We start from the raw sequence: 24,420 nt of genomic DNA on the forward strand, positions 1-24,420 counted from the left end.
CTGTTTTGGATTTCATTTTACGAATGAATTCTTCCTTCATTGCGATCTTTACAGAAATCCGGCATCATTCACTTATGCCAGCTGCGCTACAATAGCCGGAACTTCCGTTAATTGTTTTACAAAATAATGGGCGCGGGACTGATCCATCGGGAATCGTTCATCCTTTCGGGCAATCACGGTCATGCCTGCCGAAACACCAGCCTGAATTCCATACGGGGAGTCCTCCACAACCACGCATTGATGCGGGTCCAGCTTCAGCTTCTCGGCAGTAAACAAATAAATTTCCGGATTCGGCTTGGATTCCTTGAACATGCCGCCGGAAGTCACCAATTCAAAATAGGCATAAAGACCGGTATCCGACAACATTTTTTCAATCGAGGCAAACGAACTGGAGGAAGCCAGTGCCAGCTTTTTACCGCTGGCTTTGAGCGTTTTCAGCGTATCTTCCACGCCGGGAAACAACAAGGGCCGATAATCCGCAATGCCTTGGGCATGACGATATTCCCGCAGACCGATCATGAATTCATCATACGGCTGCGGCAGCTCAATTCCTTCCAGAATCTTAGGCCACAAATTCATCTTCCCATTGGCTCCGACTAATAAATTCAATCGCTGAGGCGGAAGATCCACCTTCATCGCTCTGAAGTATTTCATTAACATATCCTGATAATACTGTTCTGAATCGATCAGAACCCCATCCATATCAAACACCACAGCCTGTATCTGCGTCACATCATCACCCTCTCAATCGCTTCTAGTTTAGCGGATTTCGCAGCGGTAGTAAAGCCTTATTCCCCCTCATCGGCAGACTTGTTATGAATTTCATCGATCAATTCAAAATAATCAGCCCAGCGTTCCTCCCGAATCGGCATCGGCGGCTCGTTGTCAAAATACAGAACCAGTGCCGGAGCAATCTGGTTCCATCGCTCAACGAGTTCAAAATGCGTGCAGTGACCTTCGCGAATCAGCCGCCTCGCTTTGGCATGATAGTTAAAATACATCCCTCAAGCCTCCCTTCCCTGCTAGCTTACCCGCTTAATTACCGCTTATCCGGCAGACTGCAGCGCCTTGTGGGTCCACACGCCTTGTCCGAATTCATTTTCTGTGATAAAATTCCCGATGAACCTCTGCCCTGCAAACAAAGCCGGCAGAGAAGAAAGGAAAAGGTAACGGCTGACATAATCAAAAGCAGCAGTTATCAGTCTTCATCATGTTAGAAAATCGCTATTTTACAGCTGGCAAAGCGCTGAAACTCATCTTCATCGGTCAGGTCATCGCCCTGTTTGTTTCCATTCCGAATCTCGGCAATCTGATCAGTATGGTTGCTGGCATCACCATTCTAGTTGGCATCGTTAAAGCCCGGAAAGCTGACGTTTTGTATAACCGAGCCTTCATCATGGTCCTCTGCAGTCTGGGCTGCAGCTTGATTTTGTCCATGGCTTCGGTTTATTTCGCCAATCAGTATGCGGCGGGCGACGCGAATGCCGCAAATATCTTTATGATCGTTGCGTTAGCACTGTCCACGATAGCCTCCGTTTTCGGTTTCCTCCAGAACTTCTTCATTATCAAGGGAACGACCAACCTATTAACGGATCTGCAGGAAACGGCCTTGATCAAGCATGGAGATTTAACCTGGAAATTGATGATTCTCAGCTATGGCGTGAATATCTTATTCTCATTTTTAGTGCTTTCCCTGTCCAACATGGTCAATGTGTTCTCTATGATCAGCAGCGTGCTTAACCTGGTGATCACTGCCGTCTTCATCCTGTTCTTATATCGAAGCGAAATCCGGCTGCTTGCGGAAAACGCCGCTTAATTCTTCAGGAAAATAAATGAAAAACGCGCTGGCTCTTCTCGGATGTAACTTGAGAAGTCAACGCGTTTTTTTATTTATACAGATCTTCCAGCTTCACTCAAGCTTCGAGGGGAAATCGTCTTTCATTCTTCTGAAGCTGTTTCAACATTTTCAGATTTCAGCTGCTTCCACAAAACTGGAAGCTGAGCTTGGTTCTTCCAGTACCAGACGCCGATCATCAACAGGATAACCGCTGTAACAATCAATCCGCCCTCCGGGCCAAAAGCTCCGCCGTTAAGCAGGGAATTCCCTTTAATATACGTGCTCAGCAGGCCGCTTTCCATTCCGCCGCTGACTGAGAAGCCATAGACTGGACCCTGAAAGAAATTCCAGAAGATGTGATAGCCAATTGCCGGATACAGTGAACCGCTGCTCAGCGTGATCAGCGAGAGATACAGACCGATCAAGAACAGATTCAAGTACGGAATCAGACCCATCCCGGAATTGGCTGAGTGCATCAGCGAGAACAGGATGGATGGAACCAGTAAGATCAGGATCGGATTGTGAGTTTGCTTCATGACGCCCTGAATATAGCCGCGGCAGACGATTTCTTCAGAATATCCGACAAGAATATACAACGCCAGCATCACCAGAAAGGAAGAGCTCCACTGCGGCGTCCAGGTTAAAACCTGCGCGCTGTCCGTAAACAGAAGCAGCAGGAAAACCAACGTCATGGAACCAGCGCCGATCGCCAATCCCAGCCCCATGGAACGCCAGTGCTTCGTCAAAGCCGGCAGTCCCAATGAACGCAGATCTTTTTTCAGTCCCTTCCGCCAGAGCAGGATGGGAATTCCAATCATCACTAGAGTTTGGATAAACATCATGGATGCATTGATGACTGCGGCAATCTGATACGCCAACGGCGTTCCGATCCCGGTTGATGCATTCAGATTCCCCGTCGCAATCATAATAAAAGAAAAACCAAATTGTATCGCAAAAATCAAAAGAAACAAGCTGCCGAAAACTGCTCCCAGCATCCCTGCAATTTTCCAGCCAGCCCGGAGTTCTCCATTTTTATTTCTAAACATAATACCCCTTCTTTCCCAGGTTTATGATAGGAGTATATCATGAAAGAACTCGTTCAACTCTTAAATCTTATTAAACTTTCTATGAAAAGTTAAATCTGCAGCTGGCTTACAATGATACGACGATCAGCGTGGTCATGCCAAACAAGGAAATTCAAAAGCATCTGGAAATGAGCGAAAAACGGGATGTGGTCCTAAGCACGCATATTTCTTATCTTACGGACAACACACCGTTTGAATATACTGAAACTTATTACCATGCGGATCAGTATTCTTTCCGTTATCAATGTTACCGTCAGGGAAAATAAAAATCGGATTTTCGTCCGATTTTTATTTTACTCTTTTATAAATGCGGAATATCATTATCATCCCCGCCAAATTTCTCAAAGTAGAGGGAACGGATCCATTCTTTTACAGGAAGTTTCCACATCTGTGCGGGGGTTGGAATATTCTTTATCAGACTTTTGGGTGTCATCCCCAGCTGTTTTGCCATTTGAATCTCTCTTTCGCTGAGCCTGCATTGACGTTTAGCCTGCGCCCAGGCTTCTGCCTTCTTTTTTTCTTTCGTCCCCATTAGTTCTTATAAACCTGTTTTGCATCATAGAGCTGTTGATTAAACAAATAGTAAATATGCCATGTTCCTTCCAATCCCTCAGCACTGATTGTCTGAATCAGTGTGGAAACATCTGGTGACTTCGGCTGATTGAAGACCGCAACGCACATTCCCGGCTGGGTATCCGTCTGGACTGGATAAATCCGCAGTTCTTCTTCATTGACCAGAATAAGATCGAGATTATCATGCTTGTTTAAGGTTGCCGTAACCATCAGCCGATCTTGTTCCTGGGTTAAGATCAGTTTCTGTGCCAGTTCCTCACCAATTGTCTGAGCCTCACTGAACTTCAATTTCGATGATAAATCCGCTTCCGTTTTAAATGTCGTCATGCCCAGCGTTCCCAACAAGCTGCCGGACGTTAACGGTGTCATCGTCGTCTTTGAAACATCGATCATTTCTGCCCGATAAATATTCGCTGGAATCTTCAGCTCAAATATTTCCTGATCCCTCTCGATCAGCGTCACATAGGCTTCCATCTTATCATAGGTGGTCAGGGAACCCGGCATGTTGTTAATCTTGCCGTCAAGCCAGGAAATACCGCCGGATGTGATCAGCCACTGGTCATTTCCCAGGAAATCAACATCACTGATATACGGTGAATAATAAGCATAACCCCGTTCTTTGCCATATTCCTTGACCTGCTTGATCGTTTTGTTTTCCAGATCCACTTCATAAACGACCAGCCGCGAATAATTATCTTCTGCCGCAACCGCCTTGTCTTCTGTTTTTGAACGATACATTCCGTTATCAAATAACATCAGGTGCTTATCGTCAAGCCAGGTTGCCGCATGCTGCGCCCACTGCCATTCAAAGTCATCCCCCTGCGGTGTCAGGAAATAAGACTGCATTGATTCAGACCAACCTTCTGGAGAACCGATAATCGCGATCAGTTCCTGTGTATCATAATCAATCACCGCGACGGCATCCTGATGCCTTCCCGAAACGGTCAGCGTGTTCTGGATCGGATTGTAATCAACGCTGTTGTTATGGAACCAATCCTTGGCCGTCCAGTTTAGACTCTTGCCCTCATCCTGCGGCAGGATCTTTTTCAGATCAAACGACTTGACAATCGCTCCGGTTTCCCGATCGACTTCTACAATCACATCTTCTACTGTACCGCCGCTGAAATCATCCGAAGCAATTAAATAATTTCCGTTAGGCAGCTGATCCAGATCATGATGATAACCTCCTGGCACACTGTATTCCGTGTCAATATGTCCCAGCAGATCCATCGTTAAAAAACCGGTGGTGTAATACGGACTGTCCAGCAGCCGATTGGTACTCAGCGTGATCCGTCCATTGTCCAGCAAATTCAAATCCCACAACATCATGACGTTCAATATCCAGCGGATATCACCTTCGCAGTCATAACCTGTCGCATAGCCTGTACTGGAAGGCGTCGTGAAAATCAGCTGATTGGGCTGCGGATTTTGATAAGCTGTCGTTACTTCCGCAGTGAATGCCCCTTCCGGTAACGGTTGTCCCTGAATCTTGAGTTCTTTGACGATATCACCGACAATCAACTGCACCGTTGTGTCTTCCTCAGGATACAAGCCGATAATCGGCACCCGATGCTCTGTTGCCGGAGCATAAGTCCAGCTTAGATCAGCCTGCGCCTTTCGGCCCTTTACCGTAACGGTCAGCGCTTCTTCCGTTTCCGTGTCCAGGGCAATCAGGGCGCTGAGCGGGCTGAGTCCATACGGATTGACCAGTACAATCGGATTATCCAGCGTTCCGCCCTGCAGCTGAGCTGTGATCTCCGCAGTCTGACGATTCTGGGTTTCCAACAAAGTTTCCTGGACTGCGACTTCCGTTTTTCCTTCCTCCGTGAAGGTCCGTTTTTCATTTGCTGACGAACAGCCAGCGCTGAGCAGCAGGCCAAAAGCCAAGATGGTTAAAAGTCCTTTTCGCATAATTCTCCTCCTTTAAGATCAATGTTGCAGGAAATGGGAATTCGATTTCTTTTTATGAATTGAAAAGAAAACCTCTGAGCTTATGATACCACAACTCAGAGGCAATATTTGTTTTTGTCTGAACTTTTATTTCTTGGCCAGCATGCTTTCGTTCCAGCCTTCCGGAACTTCCAGCCCCATCAGTTCAACAGCCGTAGCTGCCACATTGCTTAAACCAAAATCGCCGTCCTTTAATTCTACATCCGCACCGCGAATGATGAACGGTACCGGATTAAGCGTATGGGAAGTTTTCGGTTTCGCCTTATCTTCCGGATTCTTTTTCTTTTCTTCCATTTCATCGGCATTGCCGTGGTCGGCAGTCACAATCATGATCGCACCGGCTTTGTCACAGGCATCCATTAACCGCTTCAGGCACAGATCCACCGTTTCCATGCCGATGATCGTCGCCTCATAGTTGCCGGTATGACCGACCATATCGCCGTTTGGATAGTTAACACGATAGAAATCGTAATCACCGGATTCAATTGCCTTGATCAGTTCATCACTGATCTCCGCGCCTTTCATCCAAGGACGCTGTTCAAATGGAACAACATCCGATGGAATCTCAACCCAGGTTTCCAGCTTTTCATCAAACTTCTCTGAACGGTTGCCGTTCCAGAAGTAAGTAACATGACCGAACTTCTGCGTTTCTGAAATCGCATAGGAACGAATGCCTTTTTTCACCAGATATTCCGACATCGTGTTGGTGATGTGCGGCGGCGTGACTAAGAACTTTTCCGGAATGTGCAGATCGCCGTCATACTGCAGCATGCCCGCATAGATGACCTTCGGGAACCGCACGCGGTCAAAGGCATCAAAGTTCACCATTTCAAAGGCTTTGGAAATTTCAATAGCGCGGTCGCCGCGGAAGTTGAACAGAATAACGCTGTCGCCGTCTTCAATCGTTCCGACTGGCTGGCTGTTTTCCGCAATGACAAAGCCCGGCAGATCCTGATCTGAGCAATGCAGCTCCTCGCGGTACGTTTCCACTGCTTCTTTGGCTGAAGCAAACTGACGGCCTTCGCCTAAAACATGAATGTGCCAGCCCTTTTCAACCATATTCCAGTTAGCTTCGTAACGGTCCATCGTGATGACCATTCGTCCGCCGCCGCTGGCAATCTTCGCATCAAAGGTGCTGTCGTTCAGCTCGGTCATCAGGTTTTCAATTTCTTCCACATAGATCAGCGCTGAGGTTTCCGGAACATCGCGGCCATCCAGCAGAACGTGCAGACGTACACGCTCAACGCCTTCCTTCTTTGCTTCGCGAATCATCGCTTCCAGATGATGAATATGCGAATGGACGTTGCCGTCTGACAACAGACCTAAAAAGTGCAGCGTATGACCTTTCGCATTCGCAATCAGTTCTTTCCAGGTATCCGATGTATAAATCGCACCGGTTTCAATGGATTCGTTGACCAGCTTTGCGCCCTGGCTGTAAATCTGACCGCAGCCTAACGCATTATGGCCGACCTCGGAATTTCCCATATCGGCATCACTCGGCAAACCCACCGCGGTGCCGTGGGCTTTGATTTTTGTATTCGGGCAGGTTGCCATCAGCGCGTCCAGATTCGGAGTGTAGGCATGCTTGACCGCATTGCCGTTATCCTTCTCGGTTAATCCGACGCCATCCATGACAACAAGAACTAAAGGTTTTTTATTCATGTGTTATCCTCCTGTTTTCACACCAATAATATACCACGAAGCGGCCGCAAAAGCATTAAAATGTCTTGTGATTTTCTGGATTATTTCACAGGTTTCAGGTGAGCTTCTGGATATGAAAAGACATCCAAGTCTGTTTCACACCTTTCTTCGTCGGTTTCTTTCCCCTTCTTTTTTCCGTCTGCTTCATTGTTTTCCGCCTTGCTTTTTATGGCAGTTCTTTAATCATTTCGTTTGAATCGTTTCAGCACGAAACAGAAAAAAAGGGCAGATCAAATCTCTGTCCCTCAAGATTGAAGATTCAGCGCAGCAGCGGCAGATCGCCAGTCAGCTTATTTACCCGTTTCTTCGGACCGTATAACCCGATCCCAAAGTATGTAATCTGTGCTTCTGATGCCTGAGCTGCCTTCTCAATATATTCCGGGTAGTTCTTGCAGCTCTGGGCAATATCCGAGAAATCAACGACAATCAGATCGGAAAACTCCGGCTGATACAGCTGTTCGCGAATCTTTTTCAGCTTTTCTGTAGATACGCTCAAGATCGGCACGGGAATGGCAACGACGCCTAAATGGGTATTTCCACTTTGATCAACGACGTCCTCACCGACGATCTGCGGGGCAAGCTTACCTAGAGTTACACCTAAGATTCCTGCCGTGTTGGCGATCAGTCCCAGCGGCAATTCTGAATTGATCACCATGACACATTTTTCATTCAAGTATTCCATTTTGTTCTTTCTGCTCCTTTTCCTGATTTATTTTCTGGGACAGCAGCAAGCCGCCCAGGGTTAAGCCCAATCCCAAAATCACCCGGGGTGTCAGCGGCTCATGCAGAACCCAGGCTGAAGCCACTGCGGTAATCACCGGTACGATATAAATGGTCACGCTCGTTTTCACCGAGCCTAAAATTCCAACTGCATAATTCCAGGTCACAAAGCACAGCGCGGATGCGCCTAACCCCAAAAACACCAAATTTAACAGAACGGAGGGTTCAGACAGGATCTGAAAATCTGCGGAAAACTGCGTCATAACCAGCGGCAGCATCAGCAGCAGACCGTAGAAAAAAGTCCTTCGTGTCGTTAAAAGAACATTGTAGCCCAGCTCGGAAATCTTCCGGCTTATCAGACAATACATCGCCCAGATCATCGCGGCAATCACTGCCAAGCCATCACCCAGCGGATGAATTTCAACAGCCTGTTGGTTAAAACTGATCAGCATAATGCCCGCCATCGCCATCAAAAAGCCGAGAAAAAATCGCAGCCCCGGACGTTTTTGTTTCAGGAAAACCGCACTGAACAAAACTGTAAAGAACGGAGCTATGGAAATGATCACACCAACATTGGACGCCTGCGTCATACTTAATGCCAGGTTCTCAAATCCATAATACAGGGCCACACCGCACAGTCCGGCTGCCGCAAACCAGCCTTCCTGCTTACGATCAGTCAGAACCAGCCGCCGCGGCGCTGCCAGCCACAAGGCCAGATAGCCGATCACAAAACGCAGAAACAGAATCTCAATTGGTGAGAGTGCCGTCAGCAATACCTTAGTTGAGATAAAGGTCGTTCCCCAGATCAGGATCGTGATCAAAGCTGCCGCCTGACCTAACCGAAGTTTACTGTGCATCTTCAATCTCCGTTTTTTTTATCGGTCTGGGTAAAGATCCGCTGATACTGCTTCGGCGTCAGTCCGATAAATTCCTTGAAATAATTGGTGAAATGACTCTGATCCGCAAAACCGGTCATCGCCGCCGCTTCCATCGGCGGAACCCCCTGTTCCAGCAGCTTTTTAGCCCGATCAATCCGAATCGTCTGCAGGTAGCGGTACGGCGATACGCCGACCTGTTGAGTAAAACAGCGCAGCAAATAAGACTGACCAAAGCCGGCCATCGCCGCTAAATTTTCCAATGTGATATTTTCTTCGCAGTGAGTTTCAATGTATTCACACAGCGACTGAATCTGCGGATTGGGCTGCGGCACTGGACTTTGATCCACGTCTACGGCATAGTCCTGCAGCACCTGTTCGATCAAAAAATAAAATGCCTCGGCCTTTTTCAGCTTGGGGGCTCCGCTTAGAATCGCATCATAGACATCCCCGATTAGCACGGCAATTTCACTTTGCGGCACTACGTTCTGCGTAAACCTTGGCAGCGAATCGCGGCCGGTTATTTCTTTAACGGCTTTCCGCATAATATCCGGATTGATATTCACTGCCCGATAATCCAGAATTTCACCGTTAATCGGCGCGCAGTAATGATTATCCCGCGGATTGAACAGAATCAAATCGCCCGCGCTAACGTCATATTCCTTTCCCCGGCACCACAGATGCCGTTTTCCGCCTTCAATAAAACCCAGGACATAAAATTCATGAAAATGATTGGGAAACTTCTGAACAATCCCACCCAGATTGTACGCTTCAATTTCCAAATCGCGGTCATAATAAACATGCCGCTGTTCCTGTGTTGATGGCATTCCCTTCCCCCCTTTTTCATTTAAATCTATTGTACGCTGTTTCCGGATTTTTTTCTTGAAGGATCTGACACTGAAAAACAGGAAAGGTTTTACTTTTGGCGCTGACTTTTTCAGCACAGCTAAAAAAGTCACCTCTATCCTTAGACGAGATGACTAACTTCTTTTTTAGTTTTTCCGCTTTTCCCTGCAGTCCTTTTAAAAGCTTGTTACTTGGTTTCTGCCGTGACTGTCGGTGCGCTTGTAGCATCCGGCGAAGTTGCGCCGGTCGTTGAATCCGCAGTCGGTGAAATGACTGCTTTCTCTCCAGGATGACCGTCATAAAATGAATAATTGGATGGCCGCATATGTTTGGAAGCCGCTGTCATTGCATCTTCACCTTCCGCAACTTTTCCGATAACGACAGCCGCAACCAGTTTCATATTGCCATCTACCGGAATATCTTTAATATCTTCCCCATAGCTGTGGACAAATCCCCAACCTCGTTTTAAACCTTTGCCATCGATATACCGCGTTGGATCCGTTTTCGCGGCTTCTCCATACAGACCGCCGAAAATATGGGTATTATAGCCTAATGCATGAGCGGCAAATTGCAGCCATCCCATCGCAATCCCTGTATCCAAATAGGCGTTAGTAACACTTTGACTGTAGAAATTACCGACTTCGCTTTCAAGTCCGGTGGTACTGTCAACGTAACTGCCGTAAGGCGTCGCATGTTCTTCCTGAGGCAGAATCTTATCCGCATAGAACAGAATTGTTGCCGTTCCCTCCGTAACACTTCTTCCTTTTGCGTTAAACAGCTGATCCCAATAATCCCCGATTACATCAAACTGATCCTGAACATCCTGCAGAACGACACAGAAAACCTCACTGAATTGAACCGCAAGCTGTGCCATCATTGCGACGTCGCACATCGTTGTCAATTCCTCGGTTGTGGGCTTATCTTCCGGTTTCTCTGACCAATATCCATTATCTACCGGCATCCAGCTTGTCGGATTGTCTTTCATATACTGGATCAAACCTTTCGGATCATAGGCTTGTTCCGTGGTGGTTTTAGGCTGTGGATCAGAACTGCATCCGCTCAGCATTTCAAGGATGGCAGTGGAAAAAGCGGCAGCGGATCCTGCTTTTAAAAATTGTCTGCGTGAAATCTGATTCATTTTGTTTCCTCCTCTATCTGTTGTTTTAATCATACACAACCCTCGATTCCTTTGTGTTTTAAAAATTAAAACAAACTTTTAAATATTCACATCTAGTCTTATTGCTTGTTTGTGATTTTACTGATAAGATGGAAATTAACGTTCTTCTTCCACTTCTTATCAGAAAGGAGAGTCTTATGAACACACGGCAAATTCTATGCTTTTTACAATTAGCAGAAACAAAAAGTTTTTCGGCTGTCGCTGAAAAAATGTTTCTTTCAATTTCCACTGTTTCTTATCAGCTTCGGCATTTTGAAGAAGAATTAGGCTTTCCCTTATTCTTTCGGGATCAACATTCCGTTACGCTGACGCCTGCCGGTGCGGCCTATGCTGAAGAACTGCGAAAAATCTATGATATGCACCAGGACGCCATTGAGCGGGCAGCTCAAATTTATCGTGAAAGCCAGACATTGACTGTCGGCTTTACACCCGAAGTGATATTAAACTGTTATCCTGCCTTGCTTCTGAATTTTCAAAAATGCTGCCCGCAGATACACTTGGATTCCGTTCCCGTCAACATCAGCAGCGGCTGCGATCCATTGCGTTTTAAAACCGTAGATATGATGTTTACCTATGACTGCTGGGTCAAAAATAATCCTGATTATGAGTTTATTTCGCTGAAACAATCCCAATTTTACTGTGTCGTCAACCATGAAGATCCGCTTGCGGTTAAGCCTGAAATTGAACCCCAAGATCTCTCTGGAAAAACGATTATTATTACTACACATAATGATCAATGGATACGGGATATCGTTCAGGAAATTGATCAATGCACAGAAAATGTCAATTATTTAGAAATTGAATACTGCAACTTCGCGATTGGCTTTGTCAAGGCTAATGCCGGAGTTTCTATTTTCCCGTATAAGACCATTCCCGGTGAAAAGAATGACGTATTGTTTATCCCATTTAACCGTAAACGAAAAATCACCTTGGTTTTAGCTTGGCGAAAAGGGGAATTAAATGAAGTAGGCAAAGCTTTCATTCAGCTATGTCAAACAAAAATGAAGACAATTCAATTTTAAGCTGAGTCTTTCTTCTTCGATAAATTTATTCCGCCAACAAATTATTTTATAGAATTCAGATATTCATTCTTTAAATAAAGATCCCCACCTTGAAAGTCATTGAAATATGCAAATGATCATGAGTTCATTGAACGCTGTTTCCTGACTCTTTTCATGTAGGATCTAACACTGAAAAACAGGAAAGGTTTTACTTTAATCTTATTTAAATTAAAAATACTCTTGGCTTTTTGAATAGTAAATGTCTATGATAGATTTGGAAAGGATGAATTTATTATGGAAGAAAGATTGAGTTATTACTTTGGCGGAGAATTAAGAAAACTTAGAGAAAAAGCTGGGTTTTCACTAAAACAATTATCAAAAATATCTTCTGTTGATAAAGGCTACCTTAGCCGAATCGAAAATCAATTACGGAGTCCTTCTGATTCTCTTCTAGCCCATCTTTATCAATCCTTAAATTATAATTTGATTATTGAGGACTTTGTTTTATCTGATTTAGAAAAAAAATTAAATTATTTATATCGGGATCTTGTCTATGATAATCCAATAGAAGAAAAAGCTACTGACGATCTTTTTGAATATCATTTTGATTCCTATATCTATTCACCCTTAATTATAAAATTTTATTTAATTTACTATGTTTGGCTGGTTACGAAGAAGCATGATATTCCGCTTATTTTAAAAATAGAAGATCGACTCAATGAGTTAAATCAAAAAATTAAATTCTATCCGCAAGAGTTGCAAATATTTCTAGACTATCAAGGAGTACGCTACAAAAATGAAAACAACTTCAAGAAAGCCATAACTTTTTTTGAAAGAGCAAAAGATTTAGGTAAATATCCCTATTCATTTGGAATGGTATGTTATCACTTGGGTATCGCTTATGATCGATCCAGCAGGATTGTTGAAGCTATTGATATCCAAAAAACAGCTTTAGCTTGTTTCATTGAAGAAGGTAATCATAAACGACAGCTATATACCAAAACACATATTGCAAATACTTATTCCCAATATGGCAATTACGAACAAGCAGATCTATGGTATAAGCAACTATTAAATAATTGTAATAACAATGAGATCTATGAAAGAATCAAAAGAAACTTAATATGGAACAATATTAAAAGAAAAGTTTACAGCGAAGCCTTAGAATTACTGCTTAATACACAGGAATCCAATTTTACCTCTTTATCCTATTATTTACTTATACTCTGTTTCTACAAACTTCATGACTATAAAAGCGCGATGTCATGGATACATAAAGGGAAAGAAGAAAGCATCCATGATCTTATTACATACAGTAAGATAGATACGATTGAGAAATTAATTATTTATGATGATAATCCAAACTTAATCATTCAGCATTTAGAAGAAACATATCGACAACTAAATCCATGTTTGGATATCGAAGGCAAACAATTTTATCTACAATTACTTATAGATATTTATGAAAAACAAAATCGTTTAGATAAAGCTTTTTATTATCAAAAACAGCTTTAATAGCGTTGCCTAGATTATCCCAAAACAGGCGTTTTTCGCTAGAAACAAGGCAACCCCCTCCCTCTTGTAAAAGAATTTTTCACCCTCTATAATTTTTATATAAAGAGGTGGTCAAGTTGTCATCCCTGGAATTAAATCACGTTTCTTTTACATATAAGAAAACAGAAGTACTCCATGATTTTTCTTATCGTTTTGAAAGAGGAAAAATATATGCTCTCCTTGGTCACAATGGCGCTGGTAAAACAACACTGCTTCGATTGATATTAAATGTTCTGAAATTAAAGCAAGGAACAATCTCATTTGAAGGAGATCCACTCTTATCCTACGCACCTGATTCCGGAGGGTTGTTTGATTTCCTAACCGTAGAAGAAAATATAAAAATTTTTCTATTACTAAATTCTAGCAAGAAAAGCAACAACCTTGAATTTATCTCTTATGAAATACGAAAGTGGAGATTGTTTGAGAAACAGAAAACACAGGTGCGCTACCTTTCTCAAGGTCAAAAGCAACGATTAAGCTTAATGATTTCTGTTTTGAATAATCCTGATTTTCTCTTGATGGATGAGCCAACCAATGGAATTGATATTGTTTCTCAAGAGTTATTAAGCAACTCTTTGACTTATTATAAGAGCTTAGGGAAATGTATAATCCTGGCTTCTCATGATATCAATATGATCGAAAAGATCAGTGATGAGATAATTATCTTAAAAGATGGCAGGCTCGTTTATTCAAAAGCAACTGATAGCATTGATAATATTATGTCAATTTACAAGCAATACACTGGAGGACCAATCTCAGATGATGGTTATTAAAGCGCTGATTTTAAAAGACTTTTACGAATATCGTAATAACCCTGTTAAAGTAGGAAGTACCTTTTTACTGATGACGATTATCCCAATCTTGTTATTTAATTTTTTTGGTCTCTCTGAATTCTACTTAAAGGACATGAGAAAATTTGAAGAATTGATCATTATCATCTATATAGCATTAATTTATACGGAAACCACTCTGTTTCAAACCAGAAGAGCAATTAACTGCGGTATTTTTGAAAAATTCTTTATTCATTCCCAAATTAAAAGAATTGACATTTTAATAAGCAAATATTTAACTAATCTAATAATTTCGATCCTAGCATTGATTTTCATCCTATTTTCCAATGCAATTATAAGTATTTTTATAGAGGAAGCAATTTATTTCTCTATCCGTGTCAGCTTCATCTTCCAATTAATTCTAGGATGTGGCATTGGCACATGCTTAGCCTTTATCTGTTCCATAGTTATTCATGATGAGAAAAACATCGCAATATATCTATTTGTGCTCGTATCCTTTTATTTTGGATATTACAAACTCTTAGAGTTTTTGAAAATTCCTAATGGCATCATTGAATATATCGGTTTAGGTTGTATCACTTGTTTATTATGTTTTTGTGTACTGGTTTTGTTTCGGCAAAATCAATTCATACGAAAATAAGATGCTAAACTAGCAACTGTATGCTAAGCCTTTTTCACCGATCTATTTATTTCGTCAACAAATTATTCTCTACAAACTCAGATAATAAATCTTTAAATAACGCTTCTTTTCCTTGAAAATCACTAATACAAAATTCCAGCAAATCATCGTCCAGATAATCAATAAAATTTTAGATAAAACATATACAGTTTTTCCTGTAATTCATCCCATCGCCTATAGAGATGGGGGATGAATTACTCACGATGTATTAAACACTGATTTTATAAAACAAAAACCGATCTGCTGACCGGTTTCTGTTTTATTCTATTTTTTGACGAACTTCATTGCCATTGGGTTTTCAGCCGGACAGTGCGGGATCTGTATCGAAAGGGAGGATCGCTGCAAATCCCTTAACTGGCCGCTTACGGGTTCATTAAGAACCGGAGGTTAATAATTTTCGGGTTTTCCACTTTCCGCTGAAATAATATGCCATGCAGATCAAACAAGGAATGATTCGGGAACAAGCAACACCCCACCACAGACCTTGATAACCCATCTGAAAGAGATTGACGAAGATCAGGCTTAGACCGATTTTACAAACGACACCGTCCAGGATGCCGATCGCAAAGCCGAGTTCAACAAAACCGCATCCGGTAACCATCGCCTGAAAAGCTCCGATAACCGCAGAAACGATGAAGTGAAGAATGAAGATTCGTAAGAAGGTAACGCCCAGATCCAAAACCTGCGGATCGTTGGTAAAGATACCGAAGATTAGTTTCGGGCAGAACAGACAAAGCAAGCTCGTCACCGCTGCGCAGACCAACGTACAGCCTAACGTATAGATTGTTGTTTTCCCGGCACGTTCCACTTTTCGGGCGCCCAGATTCTGTCCCACCATGGAGGCGGAAGCGGTATCGACTCCCTGAACAAAGACTTCCAGGAATTTCTGCAGCTTGTTGCCGATACTGTTTGTGCTGGAAACAACCACGCCGTAAGAATTGGCCGTCGAATTGACCCACAGCATCGAGAACCGTACCAATAAACTGCGGACTACCTGCGGAATGCCCAACTTAATAATCACGCGCATGACCTCGCCATCCAGCTTAAAATAAGATAGCTTCGGTTCAAAATCAAATTTTTCCCGATTCCGGATCATGAAGATCAGCGCTGCACCGAAGGAGCCTACCTGCGCCAATACTGTCGCAATCGCGGTCCCGGCCGCTTCCATATGGAATCCAGCAACCAGCACCACATCCAGGAAGATATTAATCACGGCCGCGACAAGAATAAAGATCAATGGCCGCTTGGATTCCCCCATTCCCCGCAGAATACCGCAAACGGCATAATATCCGAAAATAAAAGGAAAACCGATCGCCGTTATGACCATGTAGGCGCTTGCCTGATCCATGGCTTCCTGAGGACAGTTGATCATATTTAAAATAGACGTGTGGAAGAAAATCGCGACGACAGCCAATACGACTGAAATCAAAATCATAAAACTCAGCAGCGTGCCGACGGTTTTCTTGATCTTCCCCTCATCGCCTGCGCCAAACAGCTGTGAAATATAAATCTGGCCGGCTGTGGAAAATCCCATCGCAACCGGTGCCACCAGATCGGCAATTTCGCCGCCGGTGTTGACACCGATTGTACCTAAAGTCCCGACATATTGCCCAATGACGGCCAGATCCACCATGGAATATAATTGCTGAACAAGATTGGTCAAAACAATTGGAATCGCAAAAATTAACAGACATCGCAGAATGGATCCTTCCGTCAGATTCATTCCGACTTTCGCTTTTTTTACTGCCTGTGTCACAAATGAAACACCTCCCATAAACATGCCTATTTTATCAAGATTCCACTTTCTTAAAATTTCAATAAGTAATCAATCATTACCACGAAATTAGAAATTTTCAAAATCGACAGGAATGCGGGATTGTTCTGATCTGGACTTGTTTTCCTCATTGTGGTCATTGTCTTGCGATATTTTCCCGCTTTTTTCTTCCGTGTTTGTTCGCCGGAAAAGTCCCTGAAAACTTCAAGATCATCACTCCAGGTCCATAAGCTTCCGGAAGTATTGTGTATTTCATCCTCTTTGGAAAGTGATTATAATGAAAATAACAAACAGAACACCGTCTCGGAAAATGCCGCTGATTGATCTTCAATCCATGGGATGAAACGAGGATTATCGGAAGGATCGGCATGCTGTTTCCGTGCTCTTCCAAATCAGGAAACGGATGAAACAGGTTCCTATTTTTCAGTTTGGATCTTGACGCATCCCCCGTTGGATTCAGGATTAAACGGCTCGACCGTTATTATAGAAGGAGGATTCTTACCATGCTTGAAGTCGCAAAAAGTTCCCGTATTATCACCCCCGCCGGTTCCGTGCCTATCGCAGGTCATGCGATGCGGACAGAAAGTTCAACTGGCGTCCATGACGAACTGGAAGTTCATGTTCTGCTTTTAAATTTAGAGGGGACACGCTGCTGTTTTATCAATGCCGACGTCATCGGCGCTGATTTCAATTTTGTCAGTCGTGTTAAAAACACCGTCCATGAGCTTCTGGATATTGATCCGATGCTGACAGTGTTCAGTGTTACGCACACGCACACCGGACCTTATTTTGGTATGTCGGCCTTCACCGGATCTAAATCCGAAACAGATACGCAGTATGAAAACGAAGTGCTGGACAAAACGATGGAAGCCGTTCTGGAAGCTTCAAAGCAGTTTGTTCCATTTACCGACGTCATCGTTCGGCAGGGTGAAGTCAAAGGCTTCTATGGCAACCGAAATGGACTGGATAAGCCCGGCGATGAAGTCATCACCGATCTGGAATTCCGCGATGAAACTGGAAAAACTGTCGCAGCCTTCGTCAATATGTCCTGTCATTCTACGATTATGAATCCTCTGGAAACTCAACTCAGCGCGGATATGCTGGGCAATGTCCGGCGTGAGCTGACACCGTATTTAGGCATTGTTCCGCTTATGAGCAACGGCAATGCCGGGGACATGTCCAACCGCCTGTACCGTCACGGCAATGATTTTAATGAGCTCAAGCGCGTCACCTCCGGCATCGCGGCTCACATCGCCGGCTTCAAAGACGGTCAGAACCTCTGTTTAACTCCGGTTCAGGCCCGGTCGGTTGCTTTTGAAGTGGATTATGACAATGATAAAGCGGCCTTGAGCGAAGCGTTAGCAAAACTGGAAGAACAGCTCAATACCGTTACCGAATTTGATGCCCGCAAATGGCTGCTTTCTGAAATTTCCGGCTATCACCGCAAACTGGCTCAGGATCATGTTCATGTTTGCCTCAACAGTACAGTGCTGCGCTTAGGTGATCTGGAACTGGTCATCATCCCCTGTGAATTAGCCAGTGCCTTCGGCAAACAGATCAAGCGCAGTTCTAATGCCAAGGTCTGTCTGGTCTGGGGTTATGCGAACGGCTGCAGCACCTATGTTGTTGAAGCCAGCGAGTTCAACGGCGGACATGACGGAATCTCAACTCAGCTCAAGCGCGGACAGGCTGAGGAATATGTCGCCAAACTGATTCAGAATCTGTTTTAAATCCAAGAACACACATCGTTCGGAAGGGTAATCCTTTCCGAACTTTTTTATATGCTTGCCTTAAAACCGTCGAATTCCATCCTTGAGTACCTGATCTATAGGGAACCAACGGGTCTTTTCGGATCACGAAAGGAAAAGAAAATCCAGACAGAAAAGCCTTTTTTATAATACAGTCCGTTCAAAGACGCTAACGGTGTGGAAACTTTTTGACCTTCTGAGGATAATTTCCATTATTTGGCGCTATTCTCTGTCAAAAAAGAATAGAAAAGGCAAAATTCTAGTGGAAATAGATATCCTATAATAACAAAATGTAAGCGTTTATAATTAACCTATCAGATAAATATGCATATTTGATTGATACGAAAGGAGATTATTTTATGAACGAATATCTACAGAGCAGTGGTCTGGTTGACGTTCGGGTTGATGACCGAATGGTTCACGGCATCGTTGCTACCATGTGGATTCCAGAGAATCACTGCACCCGGGTTATGGTTGTCAATGAAGACGCTTCTAACAATCAGGTGATTCGCAGCACGTTGAAAATGTCCGTCCCGGCAGGGGTCAGCTTATCTGTGCTGGCGCCGGAAAAAGCTGCGGCCAACATCAAAAATGGGAATTATACCGACCAGCGGGTCTTTATTGTAGGTCGTGAAATTCAGGATGTTTATGCTTTATACAAAGCCGGCGTTCAGTTTGCCCGCGTCAATCTCGGCAATGTAACACAGAATACCGGCGAAACGCTGATCCTGGACAAAACCGTCCGGGTGAACAATGAGGAAAAAGCCATGCTTCGCGAAATGCGGGATGCTGGGATTCAGATCACCTGCCAGTTCAGAACTGATGATCCGGTGAAAGTCTGCCGGGATATTCTGGATTGATCCGCTCCTTCAATCAATAAGAAAAGGAAGAAAGGAAGAGAAAAATGTTTACTCCAATTCAAATCATTCTGGTTTGCGCGTGGATGTGGGGATTCACCGTCATCGGAATGAGCGTTCAGCTTTTCAGCTATGGTGTAGCGGTACTGCATGGTTTTGTTACCGGCTTAATCATGGGCGATGTTGCTACAGGTTTGACCGTCGGAGGCACGCTGTGCCTGATGGGTTTGGGCGTCGGCGGCTACGGCGGATCCTCCGTTCCTGATTATGCCATGGGTACGGTTGTCGGCACCGTCTTCGCGATTGCGACCGGCGGCGGTGTGGAAGCCGGACTGGCGACGGGGATTCCGGTTGCCACACTGGGCACCCAGTTTGATATTCTTGCGAAAATGTGCGGTTCCTTCTTCATCCATAAACAGATGGACTGCGTTGAAAAGCATCAGTTCGATAAAATGGGCATCTGGGCTCACGGCTGGAATATTTTCCGGGCTACTTTGTATACCCTGCCGATTCTGTTAGTTATGACGGTCGGTTCCGGGATCATCACGACGCTGCTTGCGAACATGCCGGTCTGGCTGACCAAAGGCCTCAATACCGCGGCCGGAATGCTGCCGGCGGTCGGCTTTGCGATCTTAATGAAATACCTGCCAATCCGGGAATACGGCGTCTTCATGATCTTCGGCTTCGCGGCGGCTTCCTATCTGGGCCTGTCGATGGTGGCCATCTCAATGTTTGCCTTTGTCGCTGCCTATATGGTTTATAAGGGCTTAGAGAAGGGTAATACCTCTGCGGCCGCGGCGAATGGAGGGAACTACGATGAGTAATGTACTGACTAAAAAAGATCTGCGGCGCTGCCTGAACCGTTATATTTTCACCCGTCAGTCACCGTTTAACTATGAAACGATGCAGTCCGGCGGCTGGGTTTACTCCATTCATCCGGCGATGGAAAAAATCTATGACGGTGATGCGGATCTGTTGGCTGAAAAATACAAAGATCATTTCAAGTTCTACAATACACACCCGTGGATGGGCAACATCATCCTCGGTGCCTGCATCGCCATCGAATCCACCAAAGATTCGGATGCGACCAAGCAGGCTGTTGAAATGCGGACAGCGCTGATGGGCCCGCTGGCGGGGATCGGGGATGCGATCATCTGGATCATGTTCATGACGATCCTCGGCGCAATTGCTGCTTACATGGCTTTGGAAGGCAGCATTGTCGGCTGGGTAATCGCCGAAGTCATTCAGCTGGTCATCTGGTTTGCTTTCTACAAATTATTCTTTGTCGCTTATGAACAAGGCGTCACTTTCGTAACCACCCGCAGCGCTCAGCTGCAGCACATCACTGAAGCCGCTTCTGTTCTGGGTTTGTCGGTTGTCGGCGCACTGGTGGCTTCGACTGTCAACGTTAAGTTCGGAATCACGATGAGCTATGGCGAAGTCGTTCAGCCGGTCAACGATCTGCTGGATTCCATCATTCCGCATTTCGGCAACGTCGTGACCGTCGCTCTGATCTATTGGGGATTAGGCCGGAAGAACATGACTTCCGGTAAGATGATTGTGCTCGTCTTAGTCGCAGCGATCCTGCTCTCCGCGATCGGCGTTCTGGCTTAAACTGAAAATTGAGGATGCCTACGAAGCACGCATGTTTCTTGCGTGCTTCCTTTCACATAGGAGGCCGATATGATTCAATTTCATAACAATGTTGAAAACTTCATGGCCGAATTCAGCCAACAGCACTCCAAGCTGGAAAAACTGATTGAACAAAATCAATTCGAACAGGCCAGTCAGATCCTGTTAAAACTGATGGATCCCGTCCTTCCCAGTTTTGCGTTTCGGCTGGTTCGCTTACCTGAAAAGCCCCAGTACATGCTGGAGCTGACGACCACGCTGGATCCACTGCGACGTATTCTGGCATTTTACTTCTGTTCTCAGCTGCCGGAACCTTTGAAAAAGACATGGCGCTTTGAATACAGCCATCCCGCCTTAAACGGCAGCTTTACCCATGAAGGCGTGACCTGGAATTCGGCGGAGATCCAGGTTCTGCCTTTCTTTGATAACAAGCGGCACCGCCTGAATCTCAAGGTGGAAAAGAATCCCAAATTTAAAGGACTCCGTGAGGAAGATTGCTTCATGATATTATATATCATGCTTTCGGATGCGATCGGCGAAACAGCCGTGGAAGCCTATCTGGGATCACTGCAGTTTTTGGACGGCATCGAACGCTGGAAAACACGCGGCAAGGTTCGGGTCAGTCTGGATCAGCTGGCAGCCCTGCTTCATCAGGAATGTCATAATCGCGGCTGGATCGATCCGGATGATATTGTTTTCATCGCCAAAAATTATACCTACCGTACCCGCAAGCTTACGCTGCGGCAGGATATCACCGAGGGCGTCAGCTTCTGTCTTCCGCTGCTCAACGAAGAAGGCCGATCCGCCTCCCACAAACCTTCGGCAGCCCTTGTCAACGCAGTTCAGGCAGCGTATTGCAGCGTTGTCGTCAGTTATCCGCCGGCGTTATCCAAAGCGGAAAAAACGGTACAGCGCGAAAAGGCAGAGAAGGAAGTGAACCGCATTCTCAGTCAGCGGAAAAGCGGCATCCTGATCAACGCTGCCCTGGGCAACGCTCATGGATACGTCGATTTTCTGGTCTTTGATGAATCCACTTTGGAAGCGATCCGAACTTGGGTAAAAACGGATCCGCATCTGGAGGTTCTTGAACTGCAGTAACAGACAACAGGAGGTGATCGGTTATGGAAAAACTGCTTCCCATTCAAATCCAGCTGCTCGATCGGCTGAGCCGTATCAAAGAACCGGTCAGCTCTCAATTCCTTGCGAACAGTTTGGGCGTTTCCAGCAAAACAATCCGGAAGAATCTCAATCAGCTGAATGAGGTTTTAAGCGAAAACGGCGCGGTGATCGAGTCGAAAACCGGAAGCGGGTACTGGCTGACTGTCTGCGACCGCCAGCAGTTTGAACGCTTTTCTCAGGGAACAGCCACGCGCAGCAGCCAGCAGATTCTTAATCCGGTTCAAGTTGACCGAACTCACCTGGTCATCCGCACGCTGCTTTGCCGGGACAGCTATACCCGCATTGAAGAACTGGAAGATCTGCTTTTTATGAACTTGACCAGCGTCAAACAGATTCTGAACCGGGCGCGGGAAATTCTCAGACAGTTTGATTTAAAAATTGTATCCAAAAGCCGGCACGGCATGAAAATTGTCGGAAGGGAACATGATATCCGGCTGTGCCTGAATTATGAATACAGCAATTATGCAACGACCTCTGTGCGCACGGCACAGCCTGAGGAATATGGCCGGCTTTATCCGTTCGATCCGCAGATTCAGCAGCAGATTGAGCTGATCATTCGATCCCTGCAGGAAATGTTTATCAGTTACAATTTATCCAGCTCCTCACTGGCCTCCCTCAGCCGCCTGATCATCCTCTCCGCCTTTCGCAGCAAGCAGGGACATCCGCTTGAATATCCCGAATCCACAATCATCCGCTTCACCAACCGCAATTCCTACTACGTCGCTAAACTGGTGCTGAATCAATGCACCGATTTGCTCCAATGCCGCTTTATCCGCGAAGATATCATTCTTCTGGCGATTGGCTTTGTCGGCTTTCGGATTGCGCTAAGTCCGGATGAAATGTTCCGCGACGGCTTTCTGGAAAGCAAAGACATCGCTTTCGATCTGGTTCAGCATCTGGCCCAGACTAATCTGTTCAGCTCCATCAACAAAGACATTAAGCTGGTCGATGATATCGCGCTGCATCTTGACGGCCTGTTCACTCGTTCCCGCTATCATCTGCGGACTACGCAGTTTGCCAGTGAGGTTCAGGTACAGTGCTCCCTGATGTCCAAAAAGATGGCGATGCAGGCGATGGTTTATCTGCATGAGAAATATGAGATTGAAATCAGTGAAGAAGAAATCACTCGGCTGGCACTGGTGATTCATCCGGTTTTCGGCCGGTTTCCCTGGAAATTCAGAAAAATCCGGGCCTGCTGCGTATCCAACATTGATAAAAGCGTTGGGCGGGGTATGGCTGAGCGGCTGATGCGCAATTTCGGCCGGTTTCTGGAACAGATCGATGTGCTGGAGCTTTATGAATTAAAGGAAACGGATTTGAGTGTTTATGAGATCCTCTTTACTTCTTATCCTGCGGAAACATTGAATTTTGTTCCAAAGACCTTAACTGTCTTCCATCTTGATTTATTTTTTGATGAAAACACCAAGCGGACGATCCGCAGTTTATTTGTCAACGGTACGCATCACAGCAATTTCAAGATTCGCTCTGATCTGCGTCCGCAGCAGATTTTCACGGGGATTGAGGCAAGCAATGAAGAAGCGTGTTTTAAGATGATCGGCGAAGCGCTCTCGCCCCTGACTGACAGTCCTCAGCTGCTGCAGGAGGATCTGCTTGCCTGCGAACAAATCATGGCTTCCCAGCCGCAGGACAATGTTGTCATCCTGAGCGGCCTGCACTCGCATACGCAGGGCGTGACGATCGCCGTGTTTGTCCTGAAACGTCCCATTCCCTGGAACCGCAGCCTGCAGAAAGCTCAGGTTGTCGTGTATTGGGATCGCGGCAACATTGCCAAGGATGCAGAACGCTTTGAAAATGAATATGTTCCCCATCTTTTGGAAATTGTTTTCCATGACCGGCTGGTGATCGACGAGCTGGTCAAAAATCCGGATTATGAGCATCTGATGGATGTCATTCTGGAAAATCATCTTGCGGTACTGACACTGGGCAGCAGTTTCCGCTGATTCACAAAGAAGTCCCAAAAAAGGAAGGAAACTCAATTATGCGTAAAATTGTAATTATGACTCATGGCCAAATGGCGCACGGCATTCTGAATACCCTCAGCATCTTCACAGCTGATTTACAATCAGTCACGGCGATCAGCGCTTATGTGGACGACTGTGATCCGAAAGCTGAACTGGAGCGTTTTTTCGCAGAAGTCAGCGAAACCGATCAGGTAATTCTGTGTACGGATATTTTAGGCGGCAGCGTCAACCAGCTGGCCGTGCCTTATCTCAGCCGTCCTAACACCTATTTGTTTACCGGCATCAATTTTCCACTGCTGCTGCAGCTCATGTGTCTGGATGAAGAAGCTTCCGAAGCCCAGATCAAAGCCCTGGCAGAAGTCGGAAAAGAAGCGGTTGTCTGCATGAACGATTATCAGTTCCCACAGTTTGACGAAGAAGACGAATAAATCCAAGACTCTGCAAGCGGAAAGGAAAGCG

At 45.2% G+C, this 24,420-nt stretch carries 23 protein-coding genes and 1 pseudogene; 13 read left to right on the top strand and 11 right to left on the bottom strand.

Features of this window, described 5'->3' with window-relative positions; all coding sequences use genetic code 11:
- Window positions 1–72 precede the first annotated feature (72 nt).
- Together MCG46_RS18915 and MCG46_RS18920 are read right to left on the bottom strand one after the other, a co-directional pair.
- Window positions 73–732: an HAD family hydrolase gene (locus tag MCG46_RS18915; protein ID WP_240281359.1), complete on the bottom strand. Its 660-nt coding sequence runs from the start codon at window positions 730–732 to the stop codon at window positions 73–75.
- 56 nt (window positions 733–788) lie between these two features.
- Window positions 789–1,001, bottom strand: a complete 213-nt coding sequence (locus MCG46_RS18920; RefSeq protein WP_240281360.1) for a thermostable hemolysin delta-VPH — start codon at window positions 999–1,001, stop codon at window positions 789–791.
- 209 nt (window positions 1,002–1,210) lie between these two features.
- On the opposite strand from MCG46_RS18920, the gene MCG46_RS18925 reads away from it, so the two are divergent.
- The gene (locus MCG46_RS18925) at window positions 1,211–1,816 is read left to right on the top strand and encodes a hypothetical protein (RefSeq protein WP_240281361.1); all 606 of its coding nucleotides are present in this window, start codon (window positions 1,211–1,213) and stop codon (window positions 1,814–1,816) included.
- A gap of 122 nt (window positions 1,817–1,938) precedes the next feature.
- On the opposite strand, the gene MCG46_RS18930 is transcribed toward MCG46_RS18925, so the two are convergent.
- Entirely contained in the window at window positions 1,939–2,883 is a 945-nt protein-coding gene (locus MCG46_RS18930) for a CPBP family intramembrane glutamic endopeptidase (protein WP_240281362.1), read from the bottom strand.
- Window positions 2,884–2,975: 92 nt separating this feature from the next.
- Here MCG46_RS18930 and MCG46_RS18935 point away from each other — a divergent pair.
- Window positions 2,976–3,188 (top strand): annotated as a pseudogene (locus MCG46_RS18935) (UTRA domain-containing protein); the annotation flags it as partial.
- A gap of 35 nt (window positions 3,189–3,223) precedes the next feature.
- Here MCG46_RS18935 and MCG46_RS18940 read toward each other — a convergent pair.
- The 7 genes from MCG46_RS18940 to MCG46_RS18970 form a co-directional block, all read right to left on the bottom strand.
- Entirely contained in the window at window positions 3,224–3,373 is a 150-nt protein-coding gene (locus MCG46_RS18940; RefSeq protein ID WP_240281364.1) for a hypothetical protein, read from the bottom strand.
- Between the two features lie 80 nt (window positions 3,374–3,453).
- Window positions 3,454–5,406, bottom strand: a complete 1,953-nt coding sequence (locus tag MCG46_RS18945) for an aryl-sulfate sulfotransferase (RefSeq protein WP_240281365.1) — start codon at window positions 5,404–5,406, stop codon at window positions 3,454–3,456.
- A gap of 126 nt (window positions 5,407–5,532) precedes the next feature.
- Window positions 5,533–7,107: a 2,3-bisphosphoglycerate-independent phosphoglycerate mutase gene (gpmI, locus tag MCG46_RS18950; RefSeq protein WP_240281366.1), complete on the bottom strand. Its 1,575-nt coding sequence runs from the start codon at window positions 7,105–7,107 to the stop codon at window positions 5,533–5,535.
- Between the two features lie 298 nt (window positions 7,108–7,405).
- A complete protein-coding gene (locus tag MCG46_RS18955; protein ID WP_240281367.1) occupies window positions 7,406–7,828 on the bottom strand; it encodes a DUF2000 domain-containing protein in 423 nt (140 codons plus the stop codon).
- Window positions 7,812–8,723, bottom strand: coding sequence for a DMT family transporter (locus tag MCG46_RS18960; RefSeq protein ID WP_240281368.1), 912 nt, complete (start codon window positions 8,721–8,723; stop codon window positions 7,812–7,814). The genes MCG46_RS18955 and MCG46_RS18960 overlap by 17 nt, the downstream gene beginning before the upstream one ends.
- Before the next feature lie 2 nt (window positions 8,724–8,725).
- Complete coding sequence (locus MCG46_RS18965) at window positions 8,726–9,568, bottom strand: helix-turn-helix domain-containing protein (RefSeq protein WP_240281369.1); 843 nt, start codon at window positions 9,566–9,568, stop codon at window positions 8,726–8,728.
- Window positions 9,569–9,774: 206 nt separating this feature from the next.
- Window positions 9,775–10,725: a twin-arginine translocation signal domain-containing protein gene (locus MCG46_RS18970; protein WP_240281370.1), complete on the bottom strand. Its 951-nt coding sequence runs from the start codon at window positions 10,723–10,725 to the stop codon at window positions 9,775–9,777.
- Between the two features lie 176 nt (window positions 10,726–10,901).
- Here MCG46_RS18970 and MCG46_RS18975 point away from each other — a divergent pair, with 176 nt between their 5' ends.
- From MCG46_RS18975 to MCG46_RS18990, 4 genes are all read left to right on the top strand, one after another.
- On the top strand, window positions 10,902–11,786 hold the full coding sequence (locus MCG46_RS18975) for a LysR family transcriptional regulator (protein ID WP_240281371.1): 885 nt from the start codon (window positions 10,902–10,904) through the stop codon (window positions 11,784–11,786).
- 273 nt (window positions 11,787–12,059) lie between these two features.
- Window positions 12,060–13,280 carry a helix-turn-helix domain-containing protein gene (locus tag MCG46_RS18980; RefSeq protein WP_240281372.1) on the top strand — a complete coding sequence of 407 codons (1,221 nt, stop codon included), beginning with the start codon at window positions 12,060–12,062 and terminating at the stop codon, window positions 13,278–13,280.
- 116 nt (window positions 13,281–13,396) lie between these two features.
- Entirely contained in the window at window positions 13,397–14,092 is a 696-nt protein-coding gene (locus tag MCG46_RS18985) for an ATP-binding cassette domain-containing protein (protein WP_240281373.1), read from the top strand.
- Window positions 14,079–14,750, top strand: coding sequence for a hypothetical protein (locus tag MCG46_RS18990; protein WP_240281374.1), 672 nt, complete (start codon window positions 14,079–14,081; stop codon window positions 14,748–14,750). Before MCG46_RS18985 ends, MCG46_RS18990 begins: the two co-directional genes overlap by 14 nt.
- Window positions 14,751–15,162: 412 nt before the next feature.
- On the opposite strand, the gene MCG46_RS18995 is transcribed toward MCG46_RS18990, so the two are convergent.
- A complete protein-coding gene (locus MCG46_RS18995; RefSeq protein ID WP_240281375.1) occupies window positions 15,163–16,545 on the bottom strand; it encodes an MATE family efflux transporter in 1,383 nt (460 codons plus the stop codon).
- 521 nt (window positions 16,546–17,066) lie between these two features.
- Between MCG46_RS18995 and MCG46_RS19000 the strand changes: the two genes are divergently transcribed.
- From MCG46_RS19000 to MCG46_RS19030, 7 genes are all read left to right on the top strand, one after another.
- On the top strand, window positions 17,067–18,293 hold the full coding sequence (locus MCG46_RS19000; RefSeq protein ID WP_240281376.1) for a hypothetical protein: 1,227 nt from the start codon (window positions 17,067–17,069) through the stop codon (window positions 18,291–18,293).
- A gap of 377 nt (window positions 18,294–18,670) precedes the next feature.
- Complete coding sequence (locus MCG46_RS19005; RefSeq protein WP_240281377.1) at window positions 18,671–19,171, top strand: PTS sugar transporter subunit IIB; 501 nt, start codon at window positions 18,671–18,673, stop codon at window positions 19,169–19,171.
- Between the two features lie 44 nt (window positions 19,172–19,215).
- Window positions 19,216–19,992, top strand: a complete 777-nt coding sequence (locus tag MCG46_RS19010) for a PTS mannose/fructose/sorbose/N-acetylgalactosamine transporter subunit IIC (RefSeq protein WP_020225818.1) — start codon at window positions 19,216–19,218, stop codon at window positions 19,990–19,992.
- Complete coding sequence (locus MCG46_RS19015) at window positions 19,985–20,782, top strand: PTS system mannose/fructose/sorbose family transporter subunit IID (protein ID WP_240281378.1); 798 nt, start codon at window positions 19,985–19,987, stop codon at window positions 20,780–20,782. Before MCG46_RS19010 ends, MCG46_RS19015 begins: the two co-directional genes overlap by 8 nt.
- A gap of 69 nt (window positions 20,783–20,851) precedes the next feature.
- Window positions 20,852–21,898, top strand: coding sequence for a hypothetical protein (locus tag MCG46_RS19020; RefSeq protein ID WP_240281379.1), 1,047 nt, complete (start codon window positions 20,852–20,854; stop codon window positions 21,896–21,898).
- A gap of 23 nt (window positions 21,899–21,921) precedes the next feature.
- Entirely contained in the window at window positions 21,922–23,940 is a 2,019-nt protein-coding gene (locus MCG46_RS19025) for a BglG family transcription antiterminator (RefSeq protein WP_240281380.1), read from the top strand.
- Window positions 23,941–23,978: 38 nt separating this feature from the next.
- On the top strand, window positions 23,979–24,389 hold the full coding sequence (locus MCG46_RS19030; protein ID WP_240281381.1) for a PTS sugar transporter subunit IIA: 411 nt from the start codon (window positions 23,979–23,981) through the stop codon (window positions 24,387–24,389).
- Window positions 24,390–24,420: the final 31 nt, after the last annotated feature.

The sequence above is a fragment of the Holdemania massiliensis genome (assembly GCF_022440805.1).
Taxonomy (GTDB): domain Bacteria; phylum Bacillota_I; class Bacilli_A; order Erysipelotrichales; family Erysipelotrichaceae; genus Holdemania; species Holdemania massiliensis_A.